The organism is Gordonia sesuvii (assembly GCF_036350415.1).
Lineage (GTDB): Bacteria > Actinomycetota > Actinomycetes > Mycobacteriales > Mycobacteriaceae > Gordonia > Gordonia sesuvii.
This window is the reverse complement of sequence record NZ_JAZDUF010000001.1, coordinates 446,101-469,974: the sequence shown is the minus strand read 5'-3', so window position 1 is coordinate 469,974 and position 23,874 is coordinate 446,101. Positions and strand designations below refer to the sequence as shown.

Below are 23,874 nucleotides of genomic sequence, written 5' to 3'. Positions count from 1 at the left end.
CTGCTGTTCGATGCGCCGCCCAATCACGCCACGCCGCACGCTCGCAGACCCGCCGCGGTACCGGCGGCGAGCAGCACCACGACGATGATCGGCGCGCGACACAACGCCGCGACGATGCCGACGGCGACGCCTGCCGGTCGTGCCCATCCGACCAGGTCCTGTCCGACGAACAGGGCACCGGTGATCGCGACACCGACGAGCAGCACGATGGCTCCGCGATCCATCACGGCGGCGGCACGCGGGCTGACCTCGAACCGGTTGCGAAGAGCCGGACCGGCCAACCGGATCAGGTACGTTCCGACCGCGAGCACTGCGACGCCGATGGCGAGTTCGGTGGCATTCATCGCACATGCTCCAGTCGGCAGGTGTCGTCGTCGGAGTTCGCAGGTCGCGGCTGCGGCCGAGCGCGGCGTCGCATCAGCTCGACGACGGCCAGTCCGGAGAGGGCGAGAAGGATCGGCAGACCGGCCGGCAGGAACGGCGTGGCCGCCACCGCCACCACGGCACCGATCGCGGCTGCACACAATGTGCTCCGGTCACGCAGCGCGGGCACGGCAAGTGCTGCGAGAAGAGCCGGGAACGCGGCGTCGAGGCCCAACGCCTCGGGGTCGGTGACGAGTTCACCGATCGCCGCGCCGATGGCGGAACCGAGGGGCCAGCTGATCAGAATTCCGGCACCACAGAGGAAGAAGGCGATCCGGGCCCGACGTGACTCGGGTTCGCCGGCCACGATCACGGCCGTCTCGTCGTTGATCAGGTGTGCTCCGAGCGCCAGGGGGAGCCCGCGCGGCAGGTGGCGTCCGATCGACAGGCCGTAGCCGAAGTTACGTGTGTTGACCAGCAGCCCGGCGAGTGCCGCCAGCAGCGGAGCACCGCCACCCGCGAGGATGCCGACGAACACGAACTCCGACGAGCCGGCCAACACGACGGTCGCGATGATGACGATCTGCCACCAGGCCAGACCGGCGGCGTGTGCCGTGACGCCGTACGAAGCGCCGATGACCAGCACGGATGCGCTCATGACCAGGACGACACGTACGGTTGCCGCGTCGAGTGTTCTCCAGAAGGAACGCATGACCACTATGATGAACACTATGGCAGGTGTTCGTCAAGATGCACGATCGTCCGATGAATCGAACGATGCGCCCGGCGGGTCGGCGTCTCCCGACCCCGGGCAACTCAATCCCAAGCGGATGGTCGCCGCCGCGCTGAAGCGAGAACGAACCCGTGCCGGCCTCTCGATCGGCGAACTCGCGCGACGAGCGGGTATCGGGAAGTCGACACTGTCGCAGTTGGAGTCGGGTGATGGTAATCCCAGCGTCGAGACGTTGTGGGCGCTGTCCACGGCGCTCGGTCTGCAGTTCTCGGCCCTGCTGGACTCGCCGACGCCCACGGTCGAGGTGATCCGTCTCGGCGGGGGACCGGTCATCCCGGCGGCGGATGCCGACTACACCGCCACCCTGCTCTCCACCGCGTCACCGGGTTCGCGCCGCGACATGTACCTCGTCCGAGCGGAGCCGGGCAAGCCGCGGATCTCGGCACCGCACGCCCGCGGGATCATCGAACACGTTGTGATCAGTGCTGGCCGAGCGCGCCTGGGGCCCACCGATGCGACGGAAGTGCTCGGGGCGGGTGACTACATCTCCTACCCGGGTGACGTCGAGCACGTCTTCGATGCGCTGGAACCCGGCACCATCGCAGTGATGTTGAGCGAAGCGTTCTGAGTATCGCGACCGGGTTCGCATCAATGCACGGTCATCGTTCCCCGTGCCGGGAGGTGGGGACGGTCGGTGCTGACCATGAGCTCGACGCGGCCGGAGCCGGTGGTCACCATGCGGGTCAGGCTGCCCAGCGGGGCCGCCGGTGCCAGTAGGCCCGCGACGGTGCCCGATATCGTGCCAGTTCGGCCCGATGTGAGGTTGTGCCACGCGATCGTGACCCTGACATCGCATGGCGCACCGAGGCTTTCGGAAACTCCGAAGAACCCACCGGTGGCCGACACGTAGAGGCGGCCACGATTGTCGATCGGCGGCCCCGACCTCTGCTGCAGTGCCGCGATCGACGTCGCGTCGACGACGACCTGACCGGCACAGGCCGGTCCGTGGGCGACCGTGGGCACGTGGAGCGTCGGAAGCCGATGGGCCGGCGCAGCGGCAGCTTCGGGAGTGCCGACCAGGGCGATCGCAAGCGCCAGCGGCCCGACGAGGTGGATAGCGTGGCGCGGTCGCATCGGTACCTCCGCGATGGGGTTCGTCGTTGGTATCGCACAACGGCTCCCGGATGTTACTCAGATCACAGTGGCACGTCGACAATTGCGTGCTGAGTCACAACGATTGGCCCATCGCATGTCGCACCGCGTACGCTGAAGGACAGTGATGCGCCCACGGGCGTCGTCAACGCGTCGTAGAACGCTTCTCGTGCAGGCAGGCCCGCTTGAATCGGCCGCCTTCTCACAGACTTCGTACGGCGAACGGACCCGCACACCGCGTGTTCGCCACCCGGCACACCAGCAGAACCGGCACGAACGATCGTGTCCGCGTGTGCCTGCGCAGAAAGCAACAGATGACCACATTCGAATCCCTCGGCGTGCCTGCAGAACTCGTCAAAGTCCTTGCAGCCGATGGAAAGACCGAAGCATTCCCGATTCAGGAAGACACCCTCGGTGACACCCTGGGCGGCCGGGATGTCCTGGGCCGTGGCAAGACAGGCTCGGGCAAGACCCTCGCATTCGCCATCCCCATGGTCGCGGGCCTGGCCGAGATGGAGGTGCCCCATATGGTCGGCGCACCGACCGGCCTCGTCCTCGCGCCCACCCGCGAACTCGCCACCCAGATCGCCGCGGTGATCGAACCGCTGGCGAAGGCCGTGGGTCTCACGGTGACCACCGTCTTCGGCGGCGTGAAGCAAACCCGCCAGGAACAGGCATTCCGCCGTGGTGTCGACATCGTCGTCGCCTGCCCGGGCCGACTCGAAGACCTCATGCGGCAGGGCATCGTGAAACTCGACGAGGTCGAGATCACGGTGATCGACGAGGCCGATCACATGGCGGACCTCGGCTTCCTGCCCGTCGTCACCCGGCTGCTCGCAGCGACCCCGGCCGACGGACAGCGGCTGCTGTTCTCGGCCACCCTCGACAACGGCGTCGACAAATTGGCCAAGCGTTTCCTCGACAAGCCGACCCTGCACTCGGTCGACGAGGCCAACTCGCCGGTCGCCGCGATGACCCACCATGTCTTCGAGGTGTCGCCCGGCGAGAAGAACGCTCTTGTCAACGAACTCGCGTCCGGTTCCGGCCGCCGCATCCTGTTCACCCGTACCAAGCATCAGGCGCGCAAGCTGGCCCGCAAACTCACCGCCGATGGCATCCCGGCCGTCGACTTGCACGGCAATCTCAGTCAGGCGCAACGTGATCGGAACCTGGGTGCATTCGGCAACGGGGACGTGCGGGTGCTCGTGGCGACCGACGTCGCAGCCCGCGGCGTGCATGTCGACGACATCGAGCTGGTCGTGCACGTCGACCCGCCGGCCGAGCACAAGGCCTATCTGCACCGTTCGGGCCGCACCGCCCGCGCCGGGAGCGCCGGCGACGTCGTCACCGTGTGTCTGCCCGACCAACGGCGCGATGTCGCGCAGTTGCTGCGCAAGGCGAAGATCACCGTGAAGCCGGTCGGTGTCGGACCCAGCTCGGACGAAGTCGACGCACTCGTCGGCGAGCGAGCCGAGCATGTCGCCCCGGCACCGGAGCCGAAGCCGTCGCAGGACCGCAGCGCCGGCCGCGGCAGGCGTCCCGGCGGTGGCCAGGGACGCGGTGGCCAGGGACGTGGTGGCCAGGGACGCGGGGGAACGCGCGGCGCATCCGGCCGCGGTCGCTCGGACCGCGGCGGTACTCGTGGTTCCGGTCGCTCCGATCATGGCGGGGCGCGAGGCTCCGGTCGCAGTGGTGGAGGCTCGGCCGGCCACGGCTCGCGGTCGCGCCGCCGCCCGGCGCGCGCCGAGTGGCCTTTGGGGTCACCCGCCCAACTGCTGAAAACGCCTGATCACGCCGGTGCGAACCGCCCGTACAGTCCGGCGGCCAGCCACGGCCGGGCGCCCCAGGCAAAGGCGCGCCCGGTCAGTGCCGCCCAGGTGGGTGACACCCGACCGTAGGCGGCGAGCATCGCGACGACCGGGTCCAGGCTCATGTGCACATCTGGTGGTCTCGGATTCGCCGGATCGATTTCCAGGCGACCGTCGGTGAACTCGTAGACGAAATGCTCCGAGCAGCCACGAAGGCGGATGTCGTAGGTGGCGGAGTGTCCGCAACAGGTGGACTCCCGTAGCCACTGCGGCAGCACCTGATGCCGGCCGCGGGCCACGAGTGGTGCCATCGTCGGATCGATGGGCCATGGCGTACCCACGGCATCAGCGACGTCATGGCCGTGAACGACGAACTCACCGATCAAGATGCCGAGGGCGGAGTCGGCACGCACACGTGCACCCCCGTCGAAGTCCATCACCGGGACTCGGGCACCGAAATGGCAGACGGCGTCGAGCAGACGATCCAGGTCGTCGAGCAGCTGGTCGGTGAGCGACCAGACGTCGCGGGTGGTCATGTTGGCGATCTGTTTCGCATTGAAGTCGGGCATGTCGCCGGGTCGCTGAGGATACGAGCCCTCGCCGCGGGCCAATTCCAGATACCTCGCCGGGGCCGCGGCGACGTGGCCGAGACAGTCGACGACGCTCCACCCGGGCGTACCGGTGAGCCGGGCCTCCGGGTCGGTGACGGTCCGAACCAGGTCGACGAATCGCGTGCCCGTCTCACGTGCGGCGTCGATGTAATCGAAGCGCGAGAACGTGGTCCTCACCCGTGGCCACCCCCCTGAACAAAGGAGACCTCAGGATACCCCCGATTGTGGTGACCGAAGGGGCGATCGTGACCCAACCGTGCCCAGGTGTGCCGTGGTGAATTCGATTGCGGCCAGTGATGATTGCCGGTCGGATGGTTCAAGCGTCCGGGACGGATGTCCCAGACGGAGCGACGGTCAACCCAGCCGGCTCAGGACCCGGCGGCGTGCGGGGCGGGCAGCCGGCAATCGGCCGGCTTCGTAATCGGCGAGCAACGATCCGACGGTCTCGGCGGAGTCCGTCTTGTTGGTGCCGATGAATCCGGACGGACCACGCTTGATCCAGCCGGTGACGTAGACCCCCGGCACCGGCGTGTCGTGGTCGACGACCCGGCCGGCGTCGTGCGGGATGACCCCACGCGTGTCGTCGAACGGCAGGCCCGGCACCGCGACGCCGCGATAGCCGATCGAGGTCAGCACCAGCGACGTCTCGATGGTCTCGGAGATGCCCGTCGATTCCACGGTTCCCGACGCTCCGACGCGGGTGTGGTCGACGGCCAGTCCGGTGGCGCGTCCGTCGTTGTCGACCCGGATTGCTGCGGGTGCGCGATGGAACGCCAGACGGATACGCGGGCCGTCGGCGGGTGGCCGACCGGCCACCTCGGCCAGCAGGTCCAGCTTCGTCCGGGTCGTCACGTCATCGATGACCAGTTCGGCCGCCGAGGCGAGATCTGCGGTGTCGACGACCAGGTTCACCCCTGTGTCGACGAGGCCGACCAGTTCGGGCACGGTGAATGCGGCGTGGGCCGGCCCGCGGCGACCCAGCACGACCACCTCCTCGATCGCCGAGGAACGGAGTGCGGTGAGCGCCCGCGGCGCGAGTGTGGTGTCGGCGAGCGATTCCGGGTCCGCGGTCAGAATGCGTGCCACGTCGAGGGCGACGTTCCCGTTGCCGATCACCACGGCCCGAGATGACGAGAGGTCGACGTCGAGGTCGGTGTGGTCGGGGTGGCCGTTGTACCACCCCACCAGTGCGGTGGCGCTGAGAACTCCAGGCGCCGTGGCGTTCTCGAGGTCGAGTCGGCGGTCGGTCGGCGCGCCGCCGGCCCAGATGACCGCCTGGTGTCGATTCCGCACTTCGTCGAGTGTGACGTCGGTGCCGACCGCGACGCCGAGTCGGATGTCGCAGCGCGGGTGGCCGGCGATGTCGTCGAACAGACGCATCACCGAACGGGTGGCGAGGTGGTCGGGAGCGACGCCGAACCGAGCCAGACCGAATGGACGGTCGAGGCGTTCGTAGACGGTGACCGAGACCTGCGGGTGCCGCAGCAGCTCGTCGGCGGCGTACATCGCCGATGGTCCGGACCCGACGATGCCGACCGACAACGGGGAGTCGGCGGCCAGCCGGCGCGGGTGGTCGATCGGTGCCAGCGGCAACCGCCGCGACGGGTCGACCGGGAATCGGGCCGCGTCTGCGCCTGCGGGTTCGAAGTGTGCGGCGTTGATGTCGGCGAACCGCGCCTGCTCATCGGGGAGTCGATGGCCGGGGACGATGGCACCCACCGGGCAGGCGCTCACACATGCACCGCAGTCGACGCACGTCGCCGGATCGATGTAGAGCATCTCCGAGGTCCCGAAACCGGGTTCCTCGGGTGTCGGATGAATGCAGTTGACCGGGCAGGCGTAGACGCAGGATGCGTCACCGCAGCAGGCCTGCGTGACCACGTGGGGCATCGTCGAGATCCCTTGCAGAGAGCCGCAGCTCAGGCCGCGGTGTAGGTGGGTTCACTGCGGAACCGGGACGGACGGCCGTCGATGCCGAGCACCTTCCACAGCAGTCGCGACACCGGATTCATCAGCCCGCACTGCTCGCCGAGCATCCGGACGTCGCCGAACACGTTGCGCAGGAACTTCTTCGACTCCGCCGAACGCCAGAAGATGTCGCGCATCACCTCGTCGGGGACGTCGAAACGCTTCTGGAAGCTCCTGGGCGGCACGACGATCGCGCCGCAGAGGATGCGCATGGTGAGCGGCAGCATGAGGGAGAGCAGGAATCGCTGGATACGCCCCTTGCGCGGGATGGTGTCGCGCAGGAGGTGATGCGCGAAGGAGATGTGCCGGGCTTCCTCGGCGACATGTAGCTGCATCACCGCCGCCATGGTCGGGTGCAGCGTCGACCTGGTGCGCAGGAAGTCCTTCTGGATGTGGTCGATCGGCTCCTCGCCGCCGAGAACGCCGAAGAAGAAGATCGTCGGGAACATCGTCGACGCCAGCGGCACCAGCGGCGAGATCAGGCGATACCCGATCTTGGCGCCCGGAACGTCCATGCCCGTGCGGTTCACGAACTCCTGGAACATCAGCGTGTGGTTGCACTCCTCTTTCGATTCGTGCGTGGTGTAGCGGAACTCCCTGGCGCCGTTGGGGAGCTTGAAGCTGTACTGCATGAGTCCGCGGATCAGGATCGACTCGAACTGCAGGCCGACCTTGGCGACGTTGGCCTGACGCCACATGCCGATCTCGATCTGCTTGTCGACGGGTAGTTGCTGATACCAGGGGTGCCGGCCGACGGGGTCGACGTCCTTGGAGAGCACCCACCGCGGATCGTCGGGCACCACCGCCATCTCCGGCGAGTCCCAGTCGATGTCGATGTAGGGATCGAAGTTGCGGTGGACCGATGCCGACGACAGGTCGTCGAGCACCTGCGTGTAGTCGTCGTCGGCGCCGGATGGGTCCCGGTCGGGGACGTACTGCTGTCCGATGCGGTCGATGGCGTTCGTCATGGCTGCGGGTCCTTCGGTTGTCCGGATTCCGGGTGTCCGGTTCCAGCTGTTCGGATCCTCGGTGCGATACGTGGCACGGGGCCGACGGATCGGTCGATGTCTGAGAAACTAGTTCGACGGACAGTTATCTGTCAACACTCAATGTCACAATTCGTGATGGCACTGCGTGCCGCCAACGACGTCCGGCTCTGGGTCAGGATGGTTGCATGGAGAAGGTTCTGCTCGCGATCATCGCGGTTCTGGGGATCGCGGCGGCCCAGGTCCTCGGCCCGCGGCTGCGCGTGGCGCCACCGTTGCTCCTGATCGTCGTCGGGGCGGTCGTGGGCGTGCTGCCGTTCGTCCCCGAGATCGCTGTCGACCCGGAATGGATTCTGGTCGGTGTGCTGCCGCCGCTGCTGTATTCGGCGGCGGTGTCGATGCCCACGATGGATTTCCGGCGAGATTTCACCGCGATCAGCGCATTGTCGGTGGTGCTCGTCGTCATCAGTTCGGTAGTGCTCGGCTTGTTCTTCGCCTGGGTCCTACCTGGGATCGGCATCGCCACCGGCATCGCCCTCGGCGCGATCGTGTCACCGACCGACGCAGTCGCCACCTCCATCGCCAAGAGATTCGGCGTCCCCGGCCGGGTGACCGCGATCCTGGAGGGCGAGAGTCTGTTCAACGACGCCACCGCGCTGGTGCTGCTCCGCGCCGCGGTCGCGGCAACAGCCGCGGGCTTCTCGATCGGGTACGTCGCTGTCAGCTTCCTCTGGGCGGTCGCCGCGGCGGTGGCCATCGGGGCCGTCGTCGGCTGGGGCAACCTATGGGTTCGTCGGCGCGTCGGTGATGCGACGGTGAACACCGCCATCTCCTTCACCGTGCCTTATCTGGCCTATCTGCCGGCCGAGGAGCTGGGCGCGTCCGGTCTCGTCGCCGCGGTGACCGCCGGGTTGATCACCGGGGCCGGCGCGGTCCGCTACCTGTCACCGCGACACCGGGTCTCCGACGCACAGAACTGGCGGACCGTCGAGTTGCTTGCCGAGGGCGGTGTGTTCCTGCTGATGGGTCTCGAACTGTGGGGCCTGCTGGTCGACGTTCGTGATGATCACGGAGGAATAGCGACCGCGGTCTGGATCGGCCTGGCGGCCCTTGCGCTGACCATAGTGGTCCGCGCCGTCTACGTGACGCCGCTGATCCTGTGGCTGGATCGGGTGGCTCGCCGGGGGAGCGCCATGCGGCCGTACCTCGAGGACATGAATGCGACCGTCGCGGAGAAGTCGCGGCGCGCGCAGAAGCACGCCCAGTCGACGGGAAGTGGCACCCAGTCGACGGAAAATGGCACCCGGTCGACTGAGAATGGCGCCCAGTCGACGGGAAGTAGCGCCCAGTCGACGGGGGGTGATGCCCGGCCGAGACCCGCGCTGAGCCTCAGTCGCCGGAAGCGCCACCGTGCCCGGCAGGAGCAGGTGTCGACCGCAGCGTTTGCCGCGAACCCCGAACGCGTACAGCGAGTCCGGAACCGGATCACGCGTCGGATCGCCGACATCGACTACTACACACGGGCGCCGATGGGTCCCAAGGAGGGTTCGATCATCGTGTGGGCGGGGATGCGTGGCGTGGTCACGCTCGCCGCGGCCCAGACGTTGCCGGCCGACACGCCGTCGCGGTCCCTGGTGGTGTTGGTCGCGTTCGTCGTGGCGGCCGCATCTCTGATCGTGCAGGGCGGCACTTTGGGCTGGATCATCCGTCGCCTGCGCCTGGCCGACATCTCCGACGATCGAGCAGCCGAACGCGCGCGTCTGCATGCCGAGATGGCCCGAACCGCGTCGGAGACCCTCGCCGCGTCCGATGTCGCCCAGCGCTACCCGTGGATTCGGGAGCGCATCGAGCGGATGGAGCGTCAGGCGGACTCCGACGACACCGTCATCGGCACCAATCTGGCGTTTCGTCAGGCGTTCGAACACACCCGCCGCGCGATCATCGATGCACAACGAGAAGTCTTGCTACGCATGCGCGATGCCGGTACCTTCCATTCTTCTCTGCTCAGTAGCGAACTGGCTCAGCTGGATGCGGAGGAGATCAGTCTGGACATGCGCGTCGATGGGGAGTGAGCGGGAGTCAGCGTCGAGAGTCGTAGGGCAGCAATGCCATCTCGCGTGCATTGCGGATGGCGGTGGCCACCTGGCGCTGTTCCTGAGGTGACAGGCCGGTGACGCGGCGACCGCGGATGCGTCCCTTGTCGGACAGGAATTGGCGGAGCAGGGCGACGTCCTTGTAGTCGACGGGATTGTTCCCGTCGACGCGGATGCCGGATGCGGTCAACAGGTTGCGCGCACGCTTGGGCGGAAGCTCTCTGCGTGTGCGAGTGGGTTTGCGGGCCATGGTTTTTCCTCTCTGGTCGACGGTCTACCAGCTGGATTTCTGGATGCCGGGCAGCTCACCGCGATGCGCGAGTTCCCGGAAGCGGACGCGCGACAAACCGGCCTTACCGATGTAGCCGCGGGGTCGTCCGTCGACGGCATCGCGGTTGCGGAGGCGGGTGGGGCTCGCGTCGCGCGGCAGCCGCTGCAGCCGGCGTTGGGCGTCGGCCTGCTGCTGCGGGGTCGACGTCGGCGCGGCGATGATGCGTTTGAGCTCGGCGCGGGTGGCGGCGTGCCTGGCCACCATCTCGCGGCGGTGCTCGTTGCGGATGATCTTGGCTTTCTTGGCCATCAGCGGTCCTCTCGGAAGTCGACGTGGCGCCTGACGACCGGGTCGTACTTGCGGAGCACCATGCGGTCGGGGTCGTTGCGGCGATTCTTGCGCGTGACGTAGGTGTAGCCGGTGTCCGCGGTCGAACGGAGCTTGATGATCGGGCGGATCTCGTTGCGGGCCATCAGACCTTCTCTCCACGTGCTCGGATCGTCGCGAGCACGGACTCGATGCCGAGCTTGTCGATGGTCTTGATTCCCTTCGCGCTCACCCGCAAGGTCACGTAACGGCCCTCGCCGGGGACGTAGTAGCGCCGCCGCTGGATGTTGGGGTTCCAACGCCGCGATGTGCGCTTGTGCGAATGGGACACCTGTTTGCCGAAGCCGGGCTCACGACCCGTCACCTGACACCGTTGAGACATGCGCACCTCCTTATTGAAAACGATTGGCGTTAACTTTCGTGTCACGGTACCGTCGAGATCGCTCAAATGGAAATCAATGCCAACAAGGTGGTGGACGGTGAACGACGCAGGAGAAGGCCGGCGGTCCCGTGAGAACGTGGGACGCGACGATCGGACGCCGGTCGTCCTGGTGACCGGTCTGGATTCGGCGGCGGTCGGACGGGCGGGTGATGCACTCGTGGGTGAGGGTGCCTCGTCCGGCACCGTGCTCGTGCATCACGACCTCACCCACGTCGGCGACGGCAGGGTCTCGCGGAGGATGAGCTGGGTCGATCCCGATGGCCGCCGGCGTGAGCGGACGCTGGGCATCGAACTCGCCCACGGATGCGTGTCCTGCACACTGCGCGAGGATCTCCTGCCACTGCTGCGGCGTCTGCATCGCCGGTCGACGGTGCGGCGGATCGTGGTGACCCTGGACCCGATCCTCGAGCCCGAACGCATCGCGTGGGCGATCGAGGAGGTCATCGTCGAGGGCATGCCCGGCTTCGTCGACGGCACCGCGTCCCGCGACGTCCGGATCGACGCGACCATCGCCTGTGTCGCAGAACAGGACTGGCTCGAGTCGGCGACCGGCGACGGAAGCCTGGTGGAGGCCGGGTTCCTGCACGTCGACGACGACCGCACGTTGGCTCAGGTGGCGGTCGCCCAGGCCTCGTTCGCCGATGCGCTCGTCGTCGCCGGCTGCGACCCGGCGCTGCGCGACGCGTGGGAGTCCGCCCGTCTCACCGCCGTCCTGAAACGCCTGGCGCCGCACGCGCCGATCATGATGGAACTGCCCCAGCGGCCGATGACGTCCGTCCTGGTCGAGCGCCTGCTCGCCGCGGTGGCGCCGACGGCGCGTCGGGGACGCATCGACGCGCCCCACGACCCGTTGCTGCGTGGCGAGCCGCCGCTGGACGCCGACTGCGGCGTGTCCTGGGTGGAGTTTCATTCCGACCGGCCGATGCACCCGGAGCGGTTGCATGACGCCATCGACGCGCTGCTCGACGGCGTGGTGTGTGCGCGGGGCCGGATCTGGCTCGCGACCCAGCATGAGGAAGCGCTGTGGCTCGAGTCGGCCGGAGGCGCACTGCAGGTCGCGGCGGGCGGTCGTTGGCTGGCTGCGATGGACGAGTCGCAGCTGGCGCAGATCTCACACGAGCGCCGCGTGATGGGTGCGCTGCGATGGGATGAGGAGTACGGCGACCGGCACACGTCGCTGGTTGCCCTGGTCCACCGTGCCGAGGCAGCCGACATCCAGAACGCGCTCCGCGGCGCGTGTGTGAACGAGGTCGAATTCGCTGCCGGACAGGAGTTCTGGGCGAGCTTCGAGGATCCGTTCGGTCTCTTTCATGCCGACCCGTGCGACGATCTCGACCCGGCCGGGGTGGAGGCCGTCGACGCCCTGCAGATCATCGACAACACCGACCACCGAGAGGCCTGATAATGAAGAAGAACATCCACCCCGATTACCACGTCGTCATCATTCGTGATGCGTCGACCGGCTCGCAGTTCCTGACCCGATCCACCGCGACCTCCGATGATCGGGTCGAATGGACCGACGGCAACACCTATCCGCGGATCACGGTGGACGTGACGAGCGAGTCGCACCCCTTCTACACAGGCGTGGCGCGCGTCCGCGACGTCGCCGGTCGCGTGGAGAAGTTCAATCGCCGGTATCCGAATCTGAAACGCTGACCCGATAAACGTGCAGGGCGCGGCGGCTCACGACGAGAGAACCGGACCGATTCCGGACAAGAAGAAGATGAACATCGCCAGCAGGAACCACGAGGCGCCCTGCCAGATCTGCCAGCGCCCGTTGCCCCGCCAATTCCGGTAGGTCCGCCACAACGCAGCCAGCGCGCCGATCAGGACGACGATCGGCGCCGCAACGATCAAGGCCACCCGGACGCCGCCATCGGACACCCCTGCGATCCACAGAATGACAAGCGCCGCAGCGATTGTCACGATGCCGTGGATCACCGCCTGGCGTAGTTCGGGAGCCCGCCCCACCGGCACGCGGTGTTCGGTCGTGTCGTGTTCGTGATTGATCATGTTCACCTCGACTCCACCCTACTCGGTGCGAATACGGCTGTGACCGGGACCTTTTGCTCATTGCCGGGTCGGCATCACAAGGGCAGGATGAAAGTGAGGATCAGAAGACCGAGACGAGTGAGGAGTGGGACCGAGATGAGCGCGATTCTCGTCGGTGTGGACGGATCGGATGCCTCGGACGCGGCAGTGCGTTGGGGTGCCAGGGCTGCGGTGACCGAAGGTGTCGACCTCAAGCTGGTCGGCGTGTACGACATCAGCACCAGCAATTACGCGCCGGGACTGATCATCCCGCAGGATGTCGTCGACGCGATCAAGCAGGACGCGGTCGACGCCGTGCACGCGGCGGCCGAACTCGCCAAGCAGACCGCACCCGACGTGACGCTGCACACCTCGACCGCCGAAGGTGACGCTGCGCGTGCGCTGCTCGAACTCGGCAAGGACGCGGGCACCATCGTGCTCGGCACTCGCGGGCTCGGGTCGATCAAGGGCCTCTTCCTGGGGTCGGTCAGCATCAGCGTCGCCGCGCATTTCCACGGCCGTGTCGTTGTCGTGGCCGGTTCGGGCGGCGACGGACCGGTGGTGGTGGGCGTCGACGACTCGCCCGTCAGTGATGCCGCGGTGGCCGAGGCGTTCCGCCAGGCCGCGCTGCGCAATGCGAAGCTGGTCGCCGTGCACACCTGGACGCCTCTCGACGTCGACGCCCTGCACGGATACGGCATCGAGCCGGCCGAGGTGACCCGGATGTCGGGTGACGCCGTGGAAGCGGTCGCCGAGCGGCTGGCCGGTTACAGCGCCGATCACCCCGACGTCGTCGTCGAACGAGTGGTCATCCCGGAGGAGCCGGCCAAGGCCATCCTCGATGCGGCTGACGACGCCCAGCTGATCGTGGTCGGCAGCCGCGGACGCGGCGGCTTCACCGGGTTGTTGCTCGGTTCGACCAGCCAGAAGATCCTGCACCAGGCGGAGTGCCCGGTCATGGTGGTGCGGGAGTGAGCTGAGAGGGGGCCCTTCGTGACGACCCTCCGCAGGCTCCGGGTCTCCTCGGGGATCGGAGGGTGACGGTGGGCGAGTTCAAGTTCGCTTGAAGTCGCCTACCATGGTGGCGTGACGCTGAAGAAGCTCGAACTGTCCGTCGGTGAACTCGCGCAACGCGCGGGGATCGCGCCGTCGGCGGTGCGCTTCTACGAGGACCAGGGGTTGATCTTCAGTCGGCGGACGTCCGGCAACCAGCGGCGGTATCACCGCGCCATGCTGCGTCGGGTCGCGTTCATCCGGGCATCGCAGGCCGCGGGTATCCCGCTGGCGGTGATCGCCGACGTGCTGTCCGAACTCGGTGATCACGAGTCTCCGCCGAAGTCGATGTGGGAGGCCGCGTCCAAGCGATGGATCGACGACCTCAACAATCGCATCGCCCTGCTGGAGAACATGCGCGACATGATCGGGTCGTGCGTGGGCTGCGGCTGCCTGTCGCTGGGGGAGTGTCATCTGCTCAACCCGGGTGACGAGATGAACAAGCTCGGCCCGGGACCGCGCCGGCTCATCCGCGATTGACAGCTCGCCAGCCCCGCTACCCGCCCGCGGCGAGCGCGTCGGGCAGGGTGGATAGGCTCGGGTCATCATGGGGACAGACAGCGAACCGATGCGACGGGCACCGTGAGGCAGATCCCTCGCGGCATCTGGGTCCTGCTGGCGGCCAACGTCGTCATCGCACTCGGATACGGACTCATCGCCCCGGCGTTGCCCGCATTCGCCCGCAGCTTCAACGTCAGTTTCACCGCCGCATCGGCCGTCGTCTCTGCCTTCGCCGTGATGCGGCTGCTCTTCGCGCCCGCCACCGGCCGTCTCGTCACGATCTTCGGGGAACGGCGCATCTACCTCATCGGTCTGCTCGTGGTCGCGGGCAGCACCTTCGCCTGTGCCTTCGCGCAGGGATACTGGCAGCTGTTGCTGTTCCGGGCCGCCGGCGGCGTCGGGTCCACGATGTTCACCGTCTCGGCGATGGCGTTGCTGATCCGCATGGCGCCCGCCGAGATCCGCGGGCGCGTGTCTGGATTCTTCTCCGCTGGCTTTCTCATCGGCAGCATCACCGGACCGCTGATCGGCAGTGCCCTGGTCGGTTTCGGCCTGCGGATGCCGTTCGTCGTCTACTCGATCGCGCTGATCATCGCCGCCGCCGTCGTCGCCACCCAGCTGCGCGACCAGGGTGGACGCCCGGACCCGAGCGCAGCGCCGCAGGCCGGTGTCATCTCGTTCCGGACCGCGATGCGCAACAGCACCTACCGGGCGATCCTCACGTCCAATTTCACCCAGGGTTGGTCGTCGATGGGTGTCCGCGTCGCGGTGGTCCCGCTGTTCATCACCGATGGGCTCGACGAGGGTCCGGCGATGGCGGGCATCGCGCTGGCGGTCTACGCCGCGGGCAACGTCGCCGCCATCGTGGTGGCCGGCCGACTGTCGGACTCCTATGGGCGACGACGGGTGATGCTGCCGGGACTTGCGATCGCCGCGGTGTCCACGGCAGTCCTCGGGCTCGCATCGAACTTCGTGGTGGTGCTGCTGCTCTGCGTGGTCGCCGGCATCGGATCAGGCCTGTTCGCCCCCACCCATCAGGCGGCGCTGGCCGACGTGCTGGGCAATCGGCAGCAGGGCGGGTCGGCGCTCGCCGCGTACGGCATGTCGTCGGACCTGGGTGCGGTCAGTGGGCCGGTGGTGGTCGGCTTCGTCGCCGACCGCGCCGGATTCGGCTGGGCCTTCACGCTCACCGGGATCGTGGCCGCGGTGGCATTGGCGATGTGGTCGTTCGCCGCCGAAACGGCCCCAGCAGTGGTCGGCAGCGGCCCGCACCTCACCGAGGTGGATCGCGACACGACCGAGCCGGACTGAACGACAACCCGGGTGCGATCCTCAGGAACCGACTACCGTTGGCCCATGAACACTGCTGCGGCGGGATATTCGCTCGGATCGACGTCAGAGGTCGGTCGGTTGCGGGCCGTCATGCTGCATCGTCCCGGCGACGAACTCCGGCGTCTCACACCACGCAACAACGACCAGCTGCTCTTCGACGGGCTTCCCTGGGTGCAGCGCGCGCAAGAGGAACACGACGCCTTCGCTGATGTGCTGCGCGACAAAGGGGTCGACGTCTACCTCCTCGGTGACCTGCTCGCCGAGACCATCGAGCACAGCGGCGCTGCGCGTATCCAAGGGATCGGCGCGGCGGTCAGTCCGCGTCGTCTGGGGTCCCACCTCGCCGACGATCTCGCCGGTCACCTCCGCTCGCTGCCACCAGCCGAACTCGCGCATGTCCTGATGGCCGGGATGACCTTCGACGAATTGCCGTTGACACCTGCGGCCGCGTCGTCGTCGCTGGTGCGCCGCATGCACCACGGGCCCGAGTTCGCCATCGAACCGTTGCCGAACCTGCTGTTCACCCGCGACAGCTCGTTCTGGATCGGCCCGCGTTTCGCCATCACCTCACTCGCACTGCCGGCGCGGGTCCGCGAGACCTCACTCACCGACCTCATCTACGCACATCACCCACGCTTCATCGGTGCCCGCCGCGCCTACGAATCACAGGTGGCGCCGGTGGAGGGTGGCGACGTGTTGCTCCTCGCACCGGGCGTCGTGGCCGTCGGGGTGGGCGAGCGCACCACGCCCGCCGGTGCGGAAGCCTTGGCGCGCAGCCTCTTCGACGATGGCCTGGCACACACGGTGCTCGCCGTGCCGATCGAGCAGGCCCGCGCGTTCATGCATCTCGACACCGTCTGCACGATGGTCGACGTCGACGCCGTGGTGATGTATCCGAACATCGCCGAGACGATGTCGGCGTTCACCCTGCGAAAGGTCGACGACGGTGTGTCGGTGACGGGTTCCCGCCCGTTCGTCGATGCGGCGGCCGAGGCGATGCAGATCGAGAAACTCCGCGTCATCGACACCGGCCTCGATCCGATCACCGCCGAACGCGAGCAGTGGGACGACGGGAACAACACCCTCGCGCTCGCGCCGGGGGTGGTGGTGTCCTACAACCGGAACGTGGAGACCAACCGACGGCTGCGCGATTCGGGTATCGAGGTGCTCGAGATCGAAGGCCGCGAACTCGGTTCCGGACGCGGCGGCCCCCGATGCATGTCCTGCCCGTTGGCGAGGGACGAACTCTGACACCCGGACACGCTGTCGACCTGGCCGGCCTGCTCACCCTCGACGCCGATGGGCCGCCGCCGTTCGAACAGGTGCGCAGCGGGATCATCGACCTCGTCCGGCGCGGCGAACTGCTGGTGGGCCAACGCATCCCGACGGTTCGCCAATTGGCCGCCGACCTCGACATCGCGCCCAACACGGTGGCCCGCAGCTATCGCGAACTGGAGGCGGCGGGCGTCATCGAGACCCGGGGGCGGCATGGCTCGTTCATCAAGGCGGGCCGCGATGCGGCGCTCGACCATGCCCAGCAGGCGACCGTCGATCACGTCGCGGCAATGCGCACGTTGGGCATCGACGACCGCACCATCGTCGCACTGGTGCAGCGGGTGATCAGGTCCTGACTCTGCGCCGCGAGTCAGGGGTGACCTGCCGCGTCACCCCCAACTCGGAAGCCAGATCTGCTGCTGCCATTGCGCGGGGGAGATCGGACTCGCGGTGAGGATCGGCCACAACCAGATGAAGTTGACCACCACGAGCGCCACGTAGATGGCAACCGCGAGTACCGCGAGGGTGTGTCGCTCCGGGCGTGAGCGTGCGGTTCGACCCGCGGTTCGCAACACGTCACCACACATCAGCGCCAGCCCCATGACCAGGAACGGCGCCATGACCGTGGCGTAGAAGAAGTACATCTGGCGGTCCAGGTCGGCGAACCAGGGCAGAATCCCGGCCAGGTAGCCGGTCGCCACGGCGGCATATCGCCAGTCGCGGCGCACCATCCACGACCAGAGCGCCCACCCGATCATGGGCAGCGCCAGCCACCACATCGCGGGCGAGCCGATCAGCATTTGGGCCCGGACACACTCGCCGGCACCGCACTGGTCCGGGCCGTTCTCGATGGCGTACAGCATCGGACGCAGGCTCATCGGCCATGTCCACGGCTTCGATTCCCACGGATGCTGATTGCCCGCCGAGTTGGTCAGCCCCGAATGGAACTCCAGGATTCCCGACTCGTAGAACCAGAACGACCGGAACACGCCCGGGACCCACGCGAACGGCCCACCCACGCCGATCTGGTTGCCCACCTCGTAGCGGTAGACGGCGGTCTCACTGGTGAACCAGGGGATGAAGGTGGCGAAGTAGATGACCACCGGCATCACCCCGAGGCTCATCCCGGCCGGCACCAGATCGCGTCGCAACGTCCCCAGCCACGGGCGGCGGACGTGATACGCCTTGCGGGCGGCGACGTCGAAACCGACCGCGAGCAGCGCGAAGAAGATGACGAAATAGGCGCCCGACCACTTGGTGCCGCATGCCAGGCCGAGCATCACGCCGGCCGTGAAGCGGTACCAGCGAAAGCCCAGCCGCGGCCCGAAGTCGCTGTCGCCGATCCGTCCTTCCACATAGACGCGGTGCATCCGGGCACGAACCTGATCGCGGTCGGCGATCAACGCTGCGAAGGCCGCCACCACGAAGGCCGCCTGGAAGATGTCGAGCATCCCCATCCGCGACTGGACGAACAGCACCCCGTCGCAGATCGCGAACACCCCGGCGATAGCGCCGACCAGTGTGGAGCGCGTCATCCGACGCACTGCGCAGTAGATCATCACGACGATCGCGATGCCCGCGATCGCCGGGGTGATCCGCCAGCCGACCGGGCCGTAGCCGAACATCGCCTCACCCGCGGCCAGGAGCCACTTCCCGACCGGCGGGTGGACGACCAGGCCGTAGGCGGGATTGTCCTCGATCCAGTTACCGCCGGTGAGTACCTGCCACCCCTGGGGCACGTAGTGCTTCTCGTCGAAGACGGGGGTGCCCTGGTCGGTGGGGCGGGCGAGCCCCCACAGGCGGGTGACGGTCGCGATCGCGGCGATCACGAGCCCGACGAGCAGTCCGCGCAACCGGTCGGCCGGCCCGAACACGGGGTTCGGGATCTCCGGCGCCGGAGACGTACCCAGATCCTCGGCGCGACCGCGATCGGACCGTGCCGGGAGATCGTCCCCTGACGATGGTCGGTCGAGGACGGCGGAGTCGGTCACCCGATCGATCGTAGTTGGCCCTCGTAAGCTGATTGGCGATGAACTCGTCACGACCGCCCGTCGAGGCAATGGAGCATCCGGCAGGCCGCGAGACAGCGGGGTGCCTCGTACTCGCGGCGACCCCCATGGGGCAGTCCGACGACGCCTCACCGCGCCTGCGTGTCGCCCTGGCGTCGGCCGACATCGTCGCCGCCGAGGACACCCGGCGGGCCCGGGGTCTCGCCGCGTCCCTGGAGGTGGCGATCGGTGGCAAGCTGGTCAGCTACTACGACCAGGTCGAGGCGTCCCGCACTCCTGGCCTGGTGGACGCCATCTCCGACGGAGCCACCGTCTTGCTCATCACCGACGCCGGGATGCCGTCGGTGAGCGATCCGGGCTTCAAACTGGTCGCCGCCTGCGCCGACGCCGGGCTGAGGGTGACCTGCCTGCCGGGCCCCTCCGCCGTGACGACCGCGCTCGCGGTTTCCGCGTTGCCGTCCGAGCGCTTCTGCTTCGACGGGTTCGCGCCGCGCCGACCCGGTCCGCGTCGCGACTGGCTGGCGGGTCTCGTCGACCAGCCCCGCACCACCGTGTTCTTCGAATCGCCCCATCGGCTCGCCGACACCCTGGCCGCTGCCGCCGAGGTGTTGGGGGCCGACCGGCGGGCGGCCGTGTGCCGGGAGTTGACCAAGACCTATGAGGAGGTCCGCCGCGGAACCCTCGCCGAACTCGCCGCGTGGGCGGCCGACGGCGTGCGCGGGGAGATCACCGTCGTCGTCGCCGGACAGACCCGCCGGACGGCGAACGCCGAGGATCTCGTCGAGGAGGTCGAGCAGCTCGTCGCGGACGGGATGGGGCTCAAGGATGCGTGTGCACAGGTGACGCGGGACGGCGGTGCTTCCCGACGAGAGGTCTATCAAGCGGTGCTGGCGCGGCGTCGGGAACATTCGGACCGATGAGGTCCGGTGCTTCGCCGGCCAGGTGGTCGGCGGCGACGTGCAGGGTCACGCCGGGCGCGAGTCGATAGGGCCGACTGGTGATCAGCGCGCCCACCGCACGCCGGAGACGCGACATCTCGGCGCGCACCGTCACCACGTGACCGGCGTCGCCGAAGATGAGCCGACTCAGACGTGCCGAGGTGAGTCCTGCGTCGGACGCCTCGGCCAGCAGCAGCAGGATCTGGGCGTGGCGGCGGGTGAGCACCGTCCGCCATTCGTCGCCGTCGCCGGCCACCGTCAGGGACGGTTCACCGCGCAGGTCGAGCTCGGCGACGATCGGATTCGCCGGACCGACCCGCCGCAGCAGCCAGCCGACGCCCACCGGTTGGGCGACGCAGCTGCCGATCCCGGGGACGAATTGCGGGGTGCCCTCCACCGGAGCGGCCACCGCGTTCGGGGCGGTGCACCCGCGGCTGTCGGCCACCCAGCCGTCGCGGTCCACCAACAGGGCCGGCCCACGGATGCCGGTGAGGCTGGCTCCGGCGCTCCGCCGCAGCTCGGCCAGCGATCGGGCGTGGGCGGCGGCGATCTCGTGCTCGCCCAGGGCGGCCATGCTCGTCGCGAATGCCGTCGACGACGGCTGCACCGCGGACGCGGGGCCCGACAGTCCGACGATGCCGGTGAGGGCGCCGGTGCGCGGGTCATGGATCGGTGCGGCGGCACAGTACAGCGAGTGCAGCGCGTGGTTGTAGTGCTCGGCGCCGACGACGCGCGTCGACCGATGGTCGGTCATGACCAGGCTGACGGCGGTGGTGGCGGTCGATGCCTCATCCCACCTGCTGCCCTCGATGAGTTCGAGTGTGTCCGCGACCTCGAGCCAGCGCTGCGTGCCGCCGCGCCACAGCAGCACGCCGTCGGAGTCGAAGACGCCCATCATCAGCTCGGAGTCGTCGGTGGTGTCGGCGAACACCCGTTGAAGCCGCTCCGCACCGTCGCCCAGCGGATTGCTGTCTCGCCTGATGTCGATCTCGGTCGCATCGAGATGAAACGGTGCGTGCCTGTCGGCCGCCGCGCCCGCGTCACTGGCACGCTGCCAGGACGCCAGGACCTCGGTGCGCTCGGTCGGTGCAGGCAGCTCGGCTGTGACCTCGATAGCGGACCGATCACCCCGACTGCAGACCGATCCGGAGCCTTCCGTACCTGGAAGTATGGATCGTCGCATCCTCCGATGTTACCGCAGAACGCCCGATTCGCCGGATCGACCATTCGTATGACCGGTGACGCCGACGATGCTCGCGGCCTTGTCGAGGCATTCCTGCCATTCGCGGTCGGGGTCGGAATCGATGGTGATCCCGCCGCCGACGCCGAGCGTCGCGGCGCCGGACGGGGTCAGGGTGACCGTGCGGATGGCGACGTTGAGATCGAGCGCGCGGCCCGGTCCGGCCATGCCGATGGCGCCGCAGTACACGCCGCGGGGGTACTCCTCCCAGTCGCCCAGCAGCTCCATCGCCCGCAGTTTCGGTGTCCCGGTCACCGACGCGGGCGGGAAGGTGGCGCGCAGCATCTCGGTGTTGCCGACGGTGGGGTCGACGATCGCCTCGACCCGCGAGACCAGATGCCACACACCGGGGGCGGGCACCACCGACAGCAGGTCTGCGACGCGAACCGACCCGGTGCGCGCCAGCCGGCCGAGGTCGTTGCGGACCAGGTCGACGATCATCACGTTCTCGGCGACGTCCTTGGTCGAGGCGGCCAGGAGTTCTGGTGGGGCATCGGCAGGCAACGTTCCCTTGATCGGTGCCGACGACACGAGATTGCCGGTCCGGCGCAGGAACGATTCCGGTGAGAAGCTGGCCACCGAACCCCAGTCACCCTGCAAGAAGGCCGATTTCGCCGGCAATGTGCGTCCGGTGATGTCGCCGAAGAACTCGAGTGGCTCGCCGCGGATCGACCCGCTGAACCGGGTGCACAGGCAGGCCTGATATACCTCACCCGCTCGGATCGCGGCCAGACACTTCTCGATTGCGGCCAGATGCGGCTCGCGGCTCGGTTCCCGCCAGCTCGCGGACCAGGACGCCGAACCCGGCGGGACAGGCTCCTCGAGCGCGCGCTGAATCCATGGTGCGCAACCGGATCCGTCGACGTGACGGTGACTCCAGTGCCCGTCGCGCAGCACCAGGATCTCGTCGGTGAGCCCGCCGACGGCAGGTGGCAGGGGAGTGTCGCCGGCGCGCACCGGGAATCCGAGGTAGCCGAACCAGTACCGATCCGGATCGTCGGGCGGTGCGAAACCGGGTCGGAGCCGGATCGACGGTGCGATGACGGCGTCGGCGTCCCACCAGTCGCCAACCAGGGCGGCCGGCGGCGGCAATCCGGCCGCGACGGTGTGGGCGTGCAGGGCACGCAGGACGTCGAGCGCCGGAGCGGTCACGCCTCGTGGCGGGGGAAGACCGGCGACGGCTTGGGCAGAGCGGTACCGGCGACGAGACGGTCGTCGACCGCGGTGAACTGACGCCGCTCGGGATCGACGGCGAGCAGGTCGAGCAGCCTGCCGGTGGCGGTGGGCATGACCGGCTGCACGAGCAGTGCGACCACCCGGACCACCTCGGCGCACACGTACAGCACGGTCGCGGTTCGGTCGAGGTCGGTCTTCGCGAGCTTCCACGGTTCCTGCGCCGAGATGTAGCGGTTGGTCGCGGCGAGCACCGACCACATGGCCTCGAGTCCGAGGTGGATCTGCTGCGCGTCGAAGTGGTCGCGCACCCGGGGGAGCAGCCCGGCGGCCTGCGCGAGGAGCGCCTCGTCCTCGGCCGTCAGATCTCCGGGGGCGGGGACGACACCGTCGAAGTACTTGCCGATCATCGACAGGGTGCGCTGGGCGAGGTTGCCGAACTCGTTGGCCAGGTCCGCGTTGATCCGGCTGATGATCGCCTCGGCCGAGTACGACCCGTCCTGCCCGTAGGACACCTCGCGCAGGAAGAAGTAGCGGACCGGGTCGAGGCCGAATTCGTCGATCAGCACGTCCGGGTCGACGACGTTGCCGACGGACTTGCTCATCTTCTCCCCGCGGTTGAACAGGAATCCGTGCGCGAACACGCGTTTCGGCAACTCGATACCGGCGCTCATCAGGAAGGCCGGCCAGTAGACGCAGTGGAACCGGATGATGTCCTTGCCGATGATGTGCAGATCGGCGGGCCAATAGCGTTCGAAGGTCGTGGTGTCGTCAGGGAAGCCGATCCCGGTCAGATAGTTGGTGAGCGCGTCCACCCACACGTACATGACGTGCTCGGGGTGGCCGGGGACCGGGACGCCCCAGTCGAAGGTGGTGCGCGAGATCGAGAGGTCGGTGAGGCCGCCCTTGATGAAGCTGACGATCTCGTTGCGTCGGACGTCCGGGCCCAGGTACTCCGGATGGGTCTCGAACAGTTCGAGCAGCTTGTCCTGGTAGGCCGACAGCCGGAAGAAGTAGGTCTGTTCCTCGGTCCACGTCACCACGTGGCCGGTGTCAGAGGCGACGCGGTTGCCGTCGGCATCGACGGAGGTGTCGGCCTCGGCGTAAAAGGTCTCGTCGCGGACGTCGTACCACCCGGAGTACGTGTCCAGGTAGATGTCGCCGGCGTCGGACATGCGCTGCCAGATCGCCTCCGACGCCCGCTTGTGGTCGGCGTCGCTGGTGCGAATGAAGCGATCGAAGCTGGACCCGAGCCGCACCTGCAACGCCTGGAACCGGTCGGAGTTGCGGTTCGCGAGATCGGCGGTGTCGACGCCTTCGGCGACCGCGGTCTGCTGCATCTTCTGACCGTGCACGTCGGTGCCGGTGAGGAAACGCACGTCGTACCCGTCGAGCCGCTTGAACCGCGCGAGGGCGTCGGCCGAGATGTATTCGTAGGCATGGCCGATGTGCGGTGCCCCGTTGGGGTAGGCGATGGCCGTGGTGATGTAGTACGGCTCGCCTGCGCCGTGCGAGGCGTGATCAGCGGATTCGGTGCGGGTCGGGTCCGTCATGGTGCCGCCAAGGAT

26 protein-coding genes are annotated in these 23,874 nt (G+C 68.1%); 11 read left to right on the top strand and 15 right to left on the bottom strand.

Annotated features, from left to right (window positions below; all coding sequences use genetic code 11):
- Window positions 1-23: 23 nt before the first annotated feature.
- Together VZC37_RS02145 and VZC37_RS02140 are read right to left on the bottom strand one after the other, a co-directional pair.
- Complete coding sequence (locus tag VZC37_RS02145; protein WP_330430770.1) at window positions 24-344, bottom strand: AzlD domain-containing protein; 321 nt, start codon at window positions 342-344, stop codon at window positions 24-26.
- Window positions 341-1,075, bottom strand: coding sequence for an AzlC family ABC transporter permease (locus tag VZC37_RS02140; protein WP_330430769.1), 735 nt, complete (start codon window positions 1,073-1,075; stop codon window positions 341-343). The genes VZC37_RS02145 and VZC37_RS02140 overlap by 4 nt, the downstream gene beginning before the upstream one ends.
- A gap of 19 nt (window positions 1,076-1,094) precedes the next feature.
- On the opposite strand from VZC37_RS02140, the gene VZC37_RS02135 reads away from it, so the two are divergent.
- Window positions 1,095-1,724 (top strand): helix-turn-helix domain-containing protein, encoded by a 630-nt coding sequence (locus VZC37_RS02135; RefSeq protein ID WP_330430768.1) that lies wholly within the window; start codon window positions 1,095-1,097, stop codon window positions 1,722-1,724.
- A 20-nt stretch (window positions 1,725-1,744) separates the two neighbouring features.
- Here VZC37_RS02135 and VZC37_RS02130 read toward each other — a convergent pair whose 3' ends face one another.
- The gene (locus VZC37_RS02130) at window positions 1,745-2,230 is read right to left on the bottom strand and encodes a hypothetical protein (protein ID WP_330430767.1); all 486 of its coding nucleotides are present in this window, start codon (window positions 2,228-2,230) and stop codon (window positions 1,745-1,747) included.
- Window positions 2,231-2,562: 332 nt separating this feature from the next.
- Between VZC37_RS02130 and VZC37_RS02125 the strand changes: the two genes are divergently transcribed.
- On the top strand, window positions 2,563-4,146 hold the full coding sequence (locus tag VZC37_RS02125; protein WP_330430766.1) for a DEAD/DEAH box helicase: 1,584 nt from the start codon (window positions 2,563-2,565) through the stop codon (window positions 4,144-4,146).
- Here VZC37_RS02125 and VZC37_RS02120 read toward each other — a convergent pair.
- The 3 genes from VZC37_RS02120 to VZC37_RS02110 form a co-directional block, all read right to left on the bottom strand.
- Complete coding sequence (locus VZC37_RS02120; protein ID WP_330430765.1) at window positions 4,038-4,844, bottom strand: maleylpyruvate isomerase N-terminal domain-containing protein; 807 nt, start codon at window positions 4,842-4,844, stop codon at window positions 4,038-4,040. The genes VZC37_RS02125 and VZC37_RS02120 overlap by 109 nt on opposite strands.
- A 177-nt stretch (window positions 4,845-5,021) precedes the next feature.
- Entirely contained in the window at window positions 5,022-6,557 is a 1,536-nt protein-coding gene (locus VZC37_RS02115) for a 4Fe-4S binding protein (protein WP_330430764.1), read from the bottom strand.
- 29 nt (window positions 6,558-6,586) lie between these two features.
- Complete coding sequence (locus VZC37_RS02110) at window positions 6,587-7,603, bottom strand: AurF N-oxygenase family protein (protein WP_330430763.1); 1,017 nt, start codon at window positions 7,601-7,603, stop codon at window positions 6,587-6,589.
- A gap of 206 nt (window positions 7,604-7,809) precedes the next feature.
- On the opposite strand from VZC37_RS02110, the gene VZC37_RS02105 reads away from it, so the two are divergent.
- Window positions 7,810-9,693, top strand: coding sequence for a cation:proton antiporter (locus tag VZC37_RS02105; protein WP_330430762.1), 1,884 nt, complete (start codon window positions 7,810-7,812; stop codon window positions 9,691-9,693).
- A 7-nt stretch (window positions 9,694-9,700) separates the two neighbouring features.
- Here the strand turns inward: VZC37_RS02105 and rpsR are convergent, their stop codons facing one another.
- The 4 genes from rpsR to rpmB are packed head-to-tail and all read right to left on the bottom strand — an operon-like array spanning window position 9,701 to window position 10,694.
- Window positions 9,701-9,964 (bottom strand): 30S ribosomal protein S18, encoded by a 264-nt coding sequence (gene rpsR, locus VZC37_RS02100; protein ID WP_330430761.1) that lies wholly within the window; start codon window positions 9,962-9,964, stop codon window positions 9,701-9,703.
- A gap of 24 nt (window positions 9,965-9,988) precedes the next feature.
- Window positions 9,989-10,294, bottom strand: coding sequence for a 30S ribosomal protein S14 (rpsN, locus tag VZC37_RS02095; protein ID WP_330430760.1), 306 nt, complete (start codon window positions 10,292-10,294; stop codon window positions 9,989-9,991).
- Window positions 10,294-10,458, bottom strand: coding sequence for a 50S ribosomal protein L33 (gene rpmG / locus VZC37_RS02090; RefSeq protein WP_330430759.1), 165 nt, complete (start codon window positions 10,456-10,458; stop codon window positions 10,294-10,296). The genes rpsN and rpmG overlap by 1 nt, the downstream gene beginning before the upstream one ends.
- Complete coding sequence (rpmB, locus tag VZC37_RS02085) at window positions 10,458-10,694, bottom strand: 50S ribosomal protein L28 (protein WP_330430758.1); 237 nt, start codon at window positions 10,692-10,694, stop codon at window positions 10,458-10,460. Before rpmB ends, rpmG begins: the two co-directional genes overlap by 1 nt.
- A 97-nt stretch (window positions 10,695-10,791) precedes the next feature.
- Between rpmB and mrf the strand changes: the two genes are divergently transcribed.
- On the top strand, window positions 10,792-12,156 hold the full coding sequence (gene mrf / locus VZC37_RS02080; protein WP_330430757.1) for a ribosome hibernation factor-recruiting GTPase MRF: 1,365 nt from the start codon (window positions 10,792-10,794) through the stop codon (window positions 12,154-12,156).
- A 2-nt stretch (window positions 12,157-12,158) separates the two neighbouring features.
- Window positions 12,159-12,410, top strand: coding sequence for a type B 50S ribosomal protein L31 (locus VZC37_RS02075; protein WP_330430756.1), 252 nt, complete (start codon window positions 12,159-12,161; stop codon window positions 12,408-12,410).
- Window positions 12,411-12,437: 27 nt separating this feature from the next.
- On the opposite strand, the gene VZC37_RS02070 is transcribed toward VZC37_RS02075, so the two are convergent.
- Entirely contained in the window at window positions 12,438-12,767 is a 330-nt protein-coding gene (locus VZC37_RS02070; RefSeq protein ID WP_330430755.1) for a hypothetical protein, read from the bottom strand.
- 135 nt (window positions 12,768-12,902) lie between these two features.
- Between VZC37_RS02070 and VZC37_RS02065 the strand changes: the two genes are divergently transcribed.
- The 5 genes from VZC37_RS02065 (at window position 12,903) to VZC37_RS02045 (ending at window position 17,302) form a co-directional block, all read left to right on the top strand.
- Window positions 12,903-13,760 (top strand): universal stress protein, encoded by an 858-nt coding sequence (locus tag VZC37_RS02065; RefSeq protein WP_330430754.1) that lies wholly within the window; start codon window positions 12,903-12,905, stop codon window positions 13,758-13,760.
- A 111-nt stretch (window positions 13,761-13,871) separates the two neighbouring features.
- Window positions 13,872-14,318 carry a redox-sensitive transcriptional activator SoxR gene (soxR, locus tag VZC37_RS02060; RefSeq protein WP_330430753.1) on the top strand — a complete coding sequence of 149 codons (447 nt, stop codon included), beginning with the start codon at window positions 13,872-13,874 and terminating at the stop codon, window positions 14,316-14,318.
- A 102-nt stretch (window positions 14,319-14,420) separates the two neighbouring features.
- Window positions 14,421-15,650 carry an MFS transporter gene (locus VZC37_RS02055; protein WP_330430752.1) on the top strand — a complete coding sequence of 410 codons (1,230 nt, stop codon included), beginning with the start codon at window positions 14,421-14,423 and terminating at the stop codon, window positions 15,648-15,650.
- 45 nt (window positions 15,651-15,695) lie between these two features.
- Window positions 15,696-16,922, top strand: coding sequence for an arginine deiminase (locus VZC37_RS02050; RefSeq protein ID WP_330430751.1), 1,227 nt, complete (start codon window positions 15,696-15,698; stop codon window positions 16,920-16,922).
- Window positions 16,886-17,302, top strand: coding sequence for a GntR family transcriptional regulator (locus VZC37_RS02045; protein ID WP_330430750.1), 417 nt, complete (start codon window positions 16,886-16,888; stop codon window positions 17,300-17,302). Before VZC37_RS02050 ends, VZC37_RS02045 begins: the two co-directional genes overlap by 37 nt.
- A gap of 33 nt (window positions 17,303-17,335) precedes the next feature.
- Here VZC37_RS02045 and VZC37_RS02040 read toward each other — a convergent pair whose 3' ends face one another.
- Window positions 17,336-18,937, bottom strand: a complete 1,602-nt coding sequence (locus VZC37_RS02040) for a dolichyl-phosphate-mannose--protein mannosyltransferase (protein ID WP_431309303.1) — start codon at window positions 18,935-18,937, stop codon at window positions 17,336-17,338.
- A 38-nt stretch (window positions 18,938-18,975) separates the two neighbouring features.
- On the opposite strand from VZC37_RS02040, the gene rsmI reads away from it, so the two are divergent.
- Window positions 18,976-19,875, top strand: coding sequence for a 16S rRNA (cytidine(1402)-2'-O)-methyltransferase (gene rsmI, locus VZC37_RS02035; protein ID WP_330430749.1), 900 nt, complete (start codon window positions 18,976-18,978; stop codon window positions 19,873-19,875).
- Here the strand turns inward: rsmI and VZC37_RS02030 are convergent.
- The 3 genes from VZC37_RS02030 to metG are packed head-to-tail and all read right to left on the bottom strand — an operon-like array spanning window position 19,775 to window position 23,859.
- Window positions 19,775-21,076 carry a helix-turn-helix domain-containing protein gene (locus VZC37_RS02030; RefSeq protein ID WP_330430748.1) on the bottom strand — a complete coding sequence of 434 codons (1,302 nt, stop codon included), beginning with the start codon at window positions 21,074-21,076 and terminating at the stop codon, window positions 19,775-19,777. The two genes, rsmI and VZC37_RS02030, sit on opposite strands and share 101 nt — an antisense overlap.
- A 9-nt stretch (window positions 21,077-21,085) precedes the next feature.
- Complete coding sequence (locus VZC37_RS02025; RefSeq protein WP_330430747.1) at window positions 21,086-22,285, bottom strand: aminodeoxychorismate synthase component I; 1,200 nt, start codon at window positions 22,283-22,285, stop codon at window positions 21,086-21,088.
- Window positions 22,282-23,859 carry a methionine--tRNA ligase gene (gene metG, locus VZC37_RS02020; RefSeq protein WP_330430746.1) on the bottom strand — a complete coding sequence of 526 codons (1,578 nt, stop codon included), beginning with the start codon at window positions 23,857-23,859 and terminating at the stop codon, window positions 22,282-22,284. Before metG ends, VZC37_RS02025 begins: the two co-directional genes overlap by 4 nt.
- Window positions 23,860-23,874 lie beyond the last annotated feature (15 nt).

Excerpts from the sequence above, each read along its gene's own strand:
- VZC37_RS02030 (WP_330430748.1), bottom strand. The coding sequence starts at position 21,076 with ATGCGACGATCCATACTTCCAGGTACGGAAGGCTCCGGATCGGTCTGC.
- rpmG (WP_330430759.1), bottom strand. The coding sequence starts at position 10,458 with ATGGCCCGCAACGAGATCCGCCCGATCATCAAGCTCCGTTCGACCGCG.
- rpmB (WP_330430758.1), bottom strand. The coding sequence starts at position 10,694 with ATGTCTCAACGGTGTCAGGTGACGGGTCGTGAGCCCGGCTTCGGCAAA.
- VZC37_RS02110 (WP_330430763.1), bottom strand. The coding sequence starts at position 7,603 with ATGACGAACGCCATCGACCGCATCGGACAGCAGTACGTCCCCGACCGG.
- VZC37_RS02125 (WP_330430766.1), top strand. The coding sequence starts at position 2,563 with ATGACCACATTCGAATCCCTCGGCGTGCCTGCAGAACTCGTCAAAGTC.
- rpsN (WP_330430760.1), bottom strand. The coding sequence starts at position 10,294 with ATGGCCAAGAAAGCCAAGATCATCCGCAACGAGCACCGCCGCGAGATG.
- rsmI (WP_330430749.1), top strand. The coding sequence starts at position 18,976 with ATGAACTCGTCACGACCGCCCGTCGAGGCAATGGAGCATCCGGCAGGC.
- VZC37_RS02065 (WP_330430754.1), top strand. The coding sequence starts at position 12,903 with ATGAGCGCGATTCTCGTCGGTGTGGACGGATCGGATGCCTCGGACGCG.
- VZC37_RS02070 (WP_330430755.1), bottom strand. The coding sequence starts at position 12,767 with ATGATCAATCACGAACACGACACGACCGAACACCGCGTGCCGGTGGGG.
- VZC37_RS02115 (WP_330430764.1), bottom strand. The coding sequence starts at position 6,557 with ATGCCCCACGTGGTCACGCAGGCCTGCTGCGGTGACGCATCCTGCGTC.
- VZC37_RS02135 (WP_330430768.1), top strand. The coding sequence starts at position 1,095 with ATGGCAGGTGTTCGTCAAGATGCACGATCGTCCGATGAATCGAACGAT.
- VZC37_RS02130 (WP_330430767.1), bottom strand. The coding sequence starts at position 2,230 with ATGCGACCGCGCCACGCTATCCACCTCGTCGGGCCGCTGGCGCTTGCG.
- VZC37_RS02075 (WP_330430756.1), top strand. The coding sequence starts at position 12,159 with ATGAAGAAGAACATCCACCCCGATTACCACGTCGTCATCATTCGTGAT.
- VZC37_RS02050 (WP_330430751.1), top strand. The coding sequence starts at position 15,696 with ATGAACACTGCTGCGGCGGGATATTCGCTCGGATCGACGTCAGAGGTC.
- rpsR (WP_330430761.1), bottom strand. The coding sequence starts at position 9,964 with ATGGCCCGCAAACCCACTCGCACACGCAGAGAGCTTCCGCCCAAGCGT.
- VZC37_RS02145 (WP_330430770.1), bottom strand. The coding sequence starts at position 344 with ATGAATGCCACCGAACTCGCCATCGGCGTCGCAGTGCTCGCGGTCGGA.
- VZC37_RS02140 (WP_330430769.1), bottom strand. The coding sequence starts at position 1,075 with ATGCGTTCCTTCTGGAGAACACTCGACGCGGCAACCGTACGTGTCGTC.
- metG (WP_330430746.1), bottom strand. The coding sequence starts at position 23,859 with ATGACGGACCCGACCCGCACCGAATCCGCTGATCACGCCTCGCACGGC.
- VZC37_RS02105 (WP_330430762.1), top strand. The coding sequence starts at position 7,810 with ATGGAGAAGGTTCTGCTCGCGATCATCGCGGTTCTGGGGATCGCGGCG.
- VZC37_RS02045 (WP_330430750.1), top strand. The coding sequence starts at position 16,886 with ATGCATGTCCTGCCCGTTGGCGAGGGACGAACTCTGACACCCGGACAC.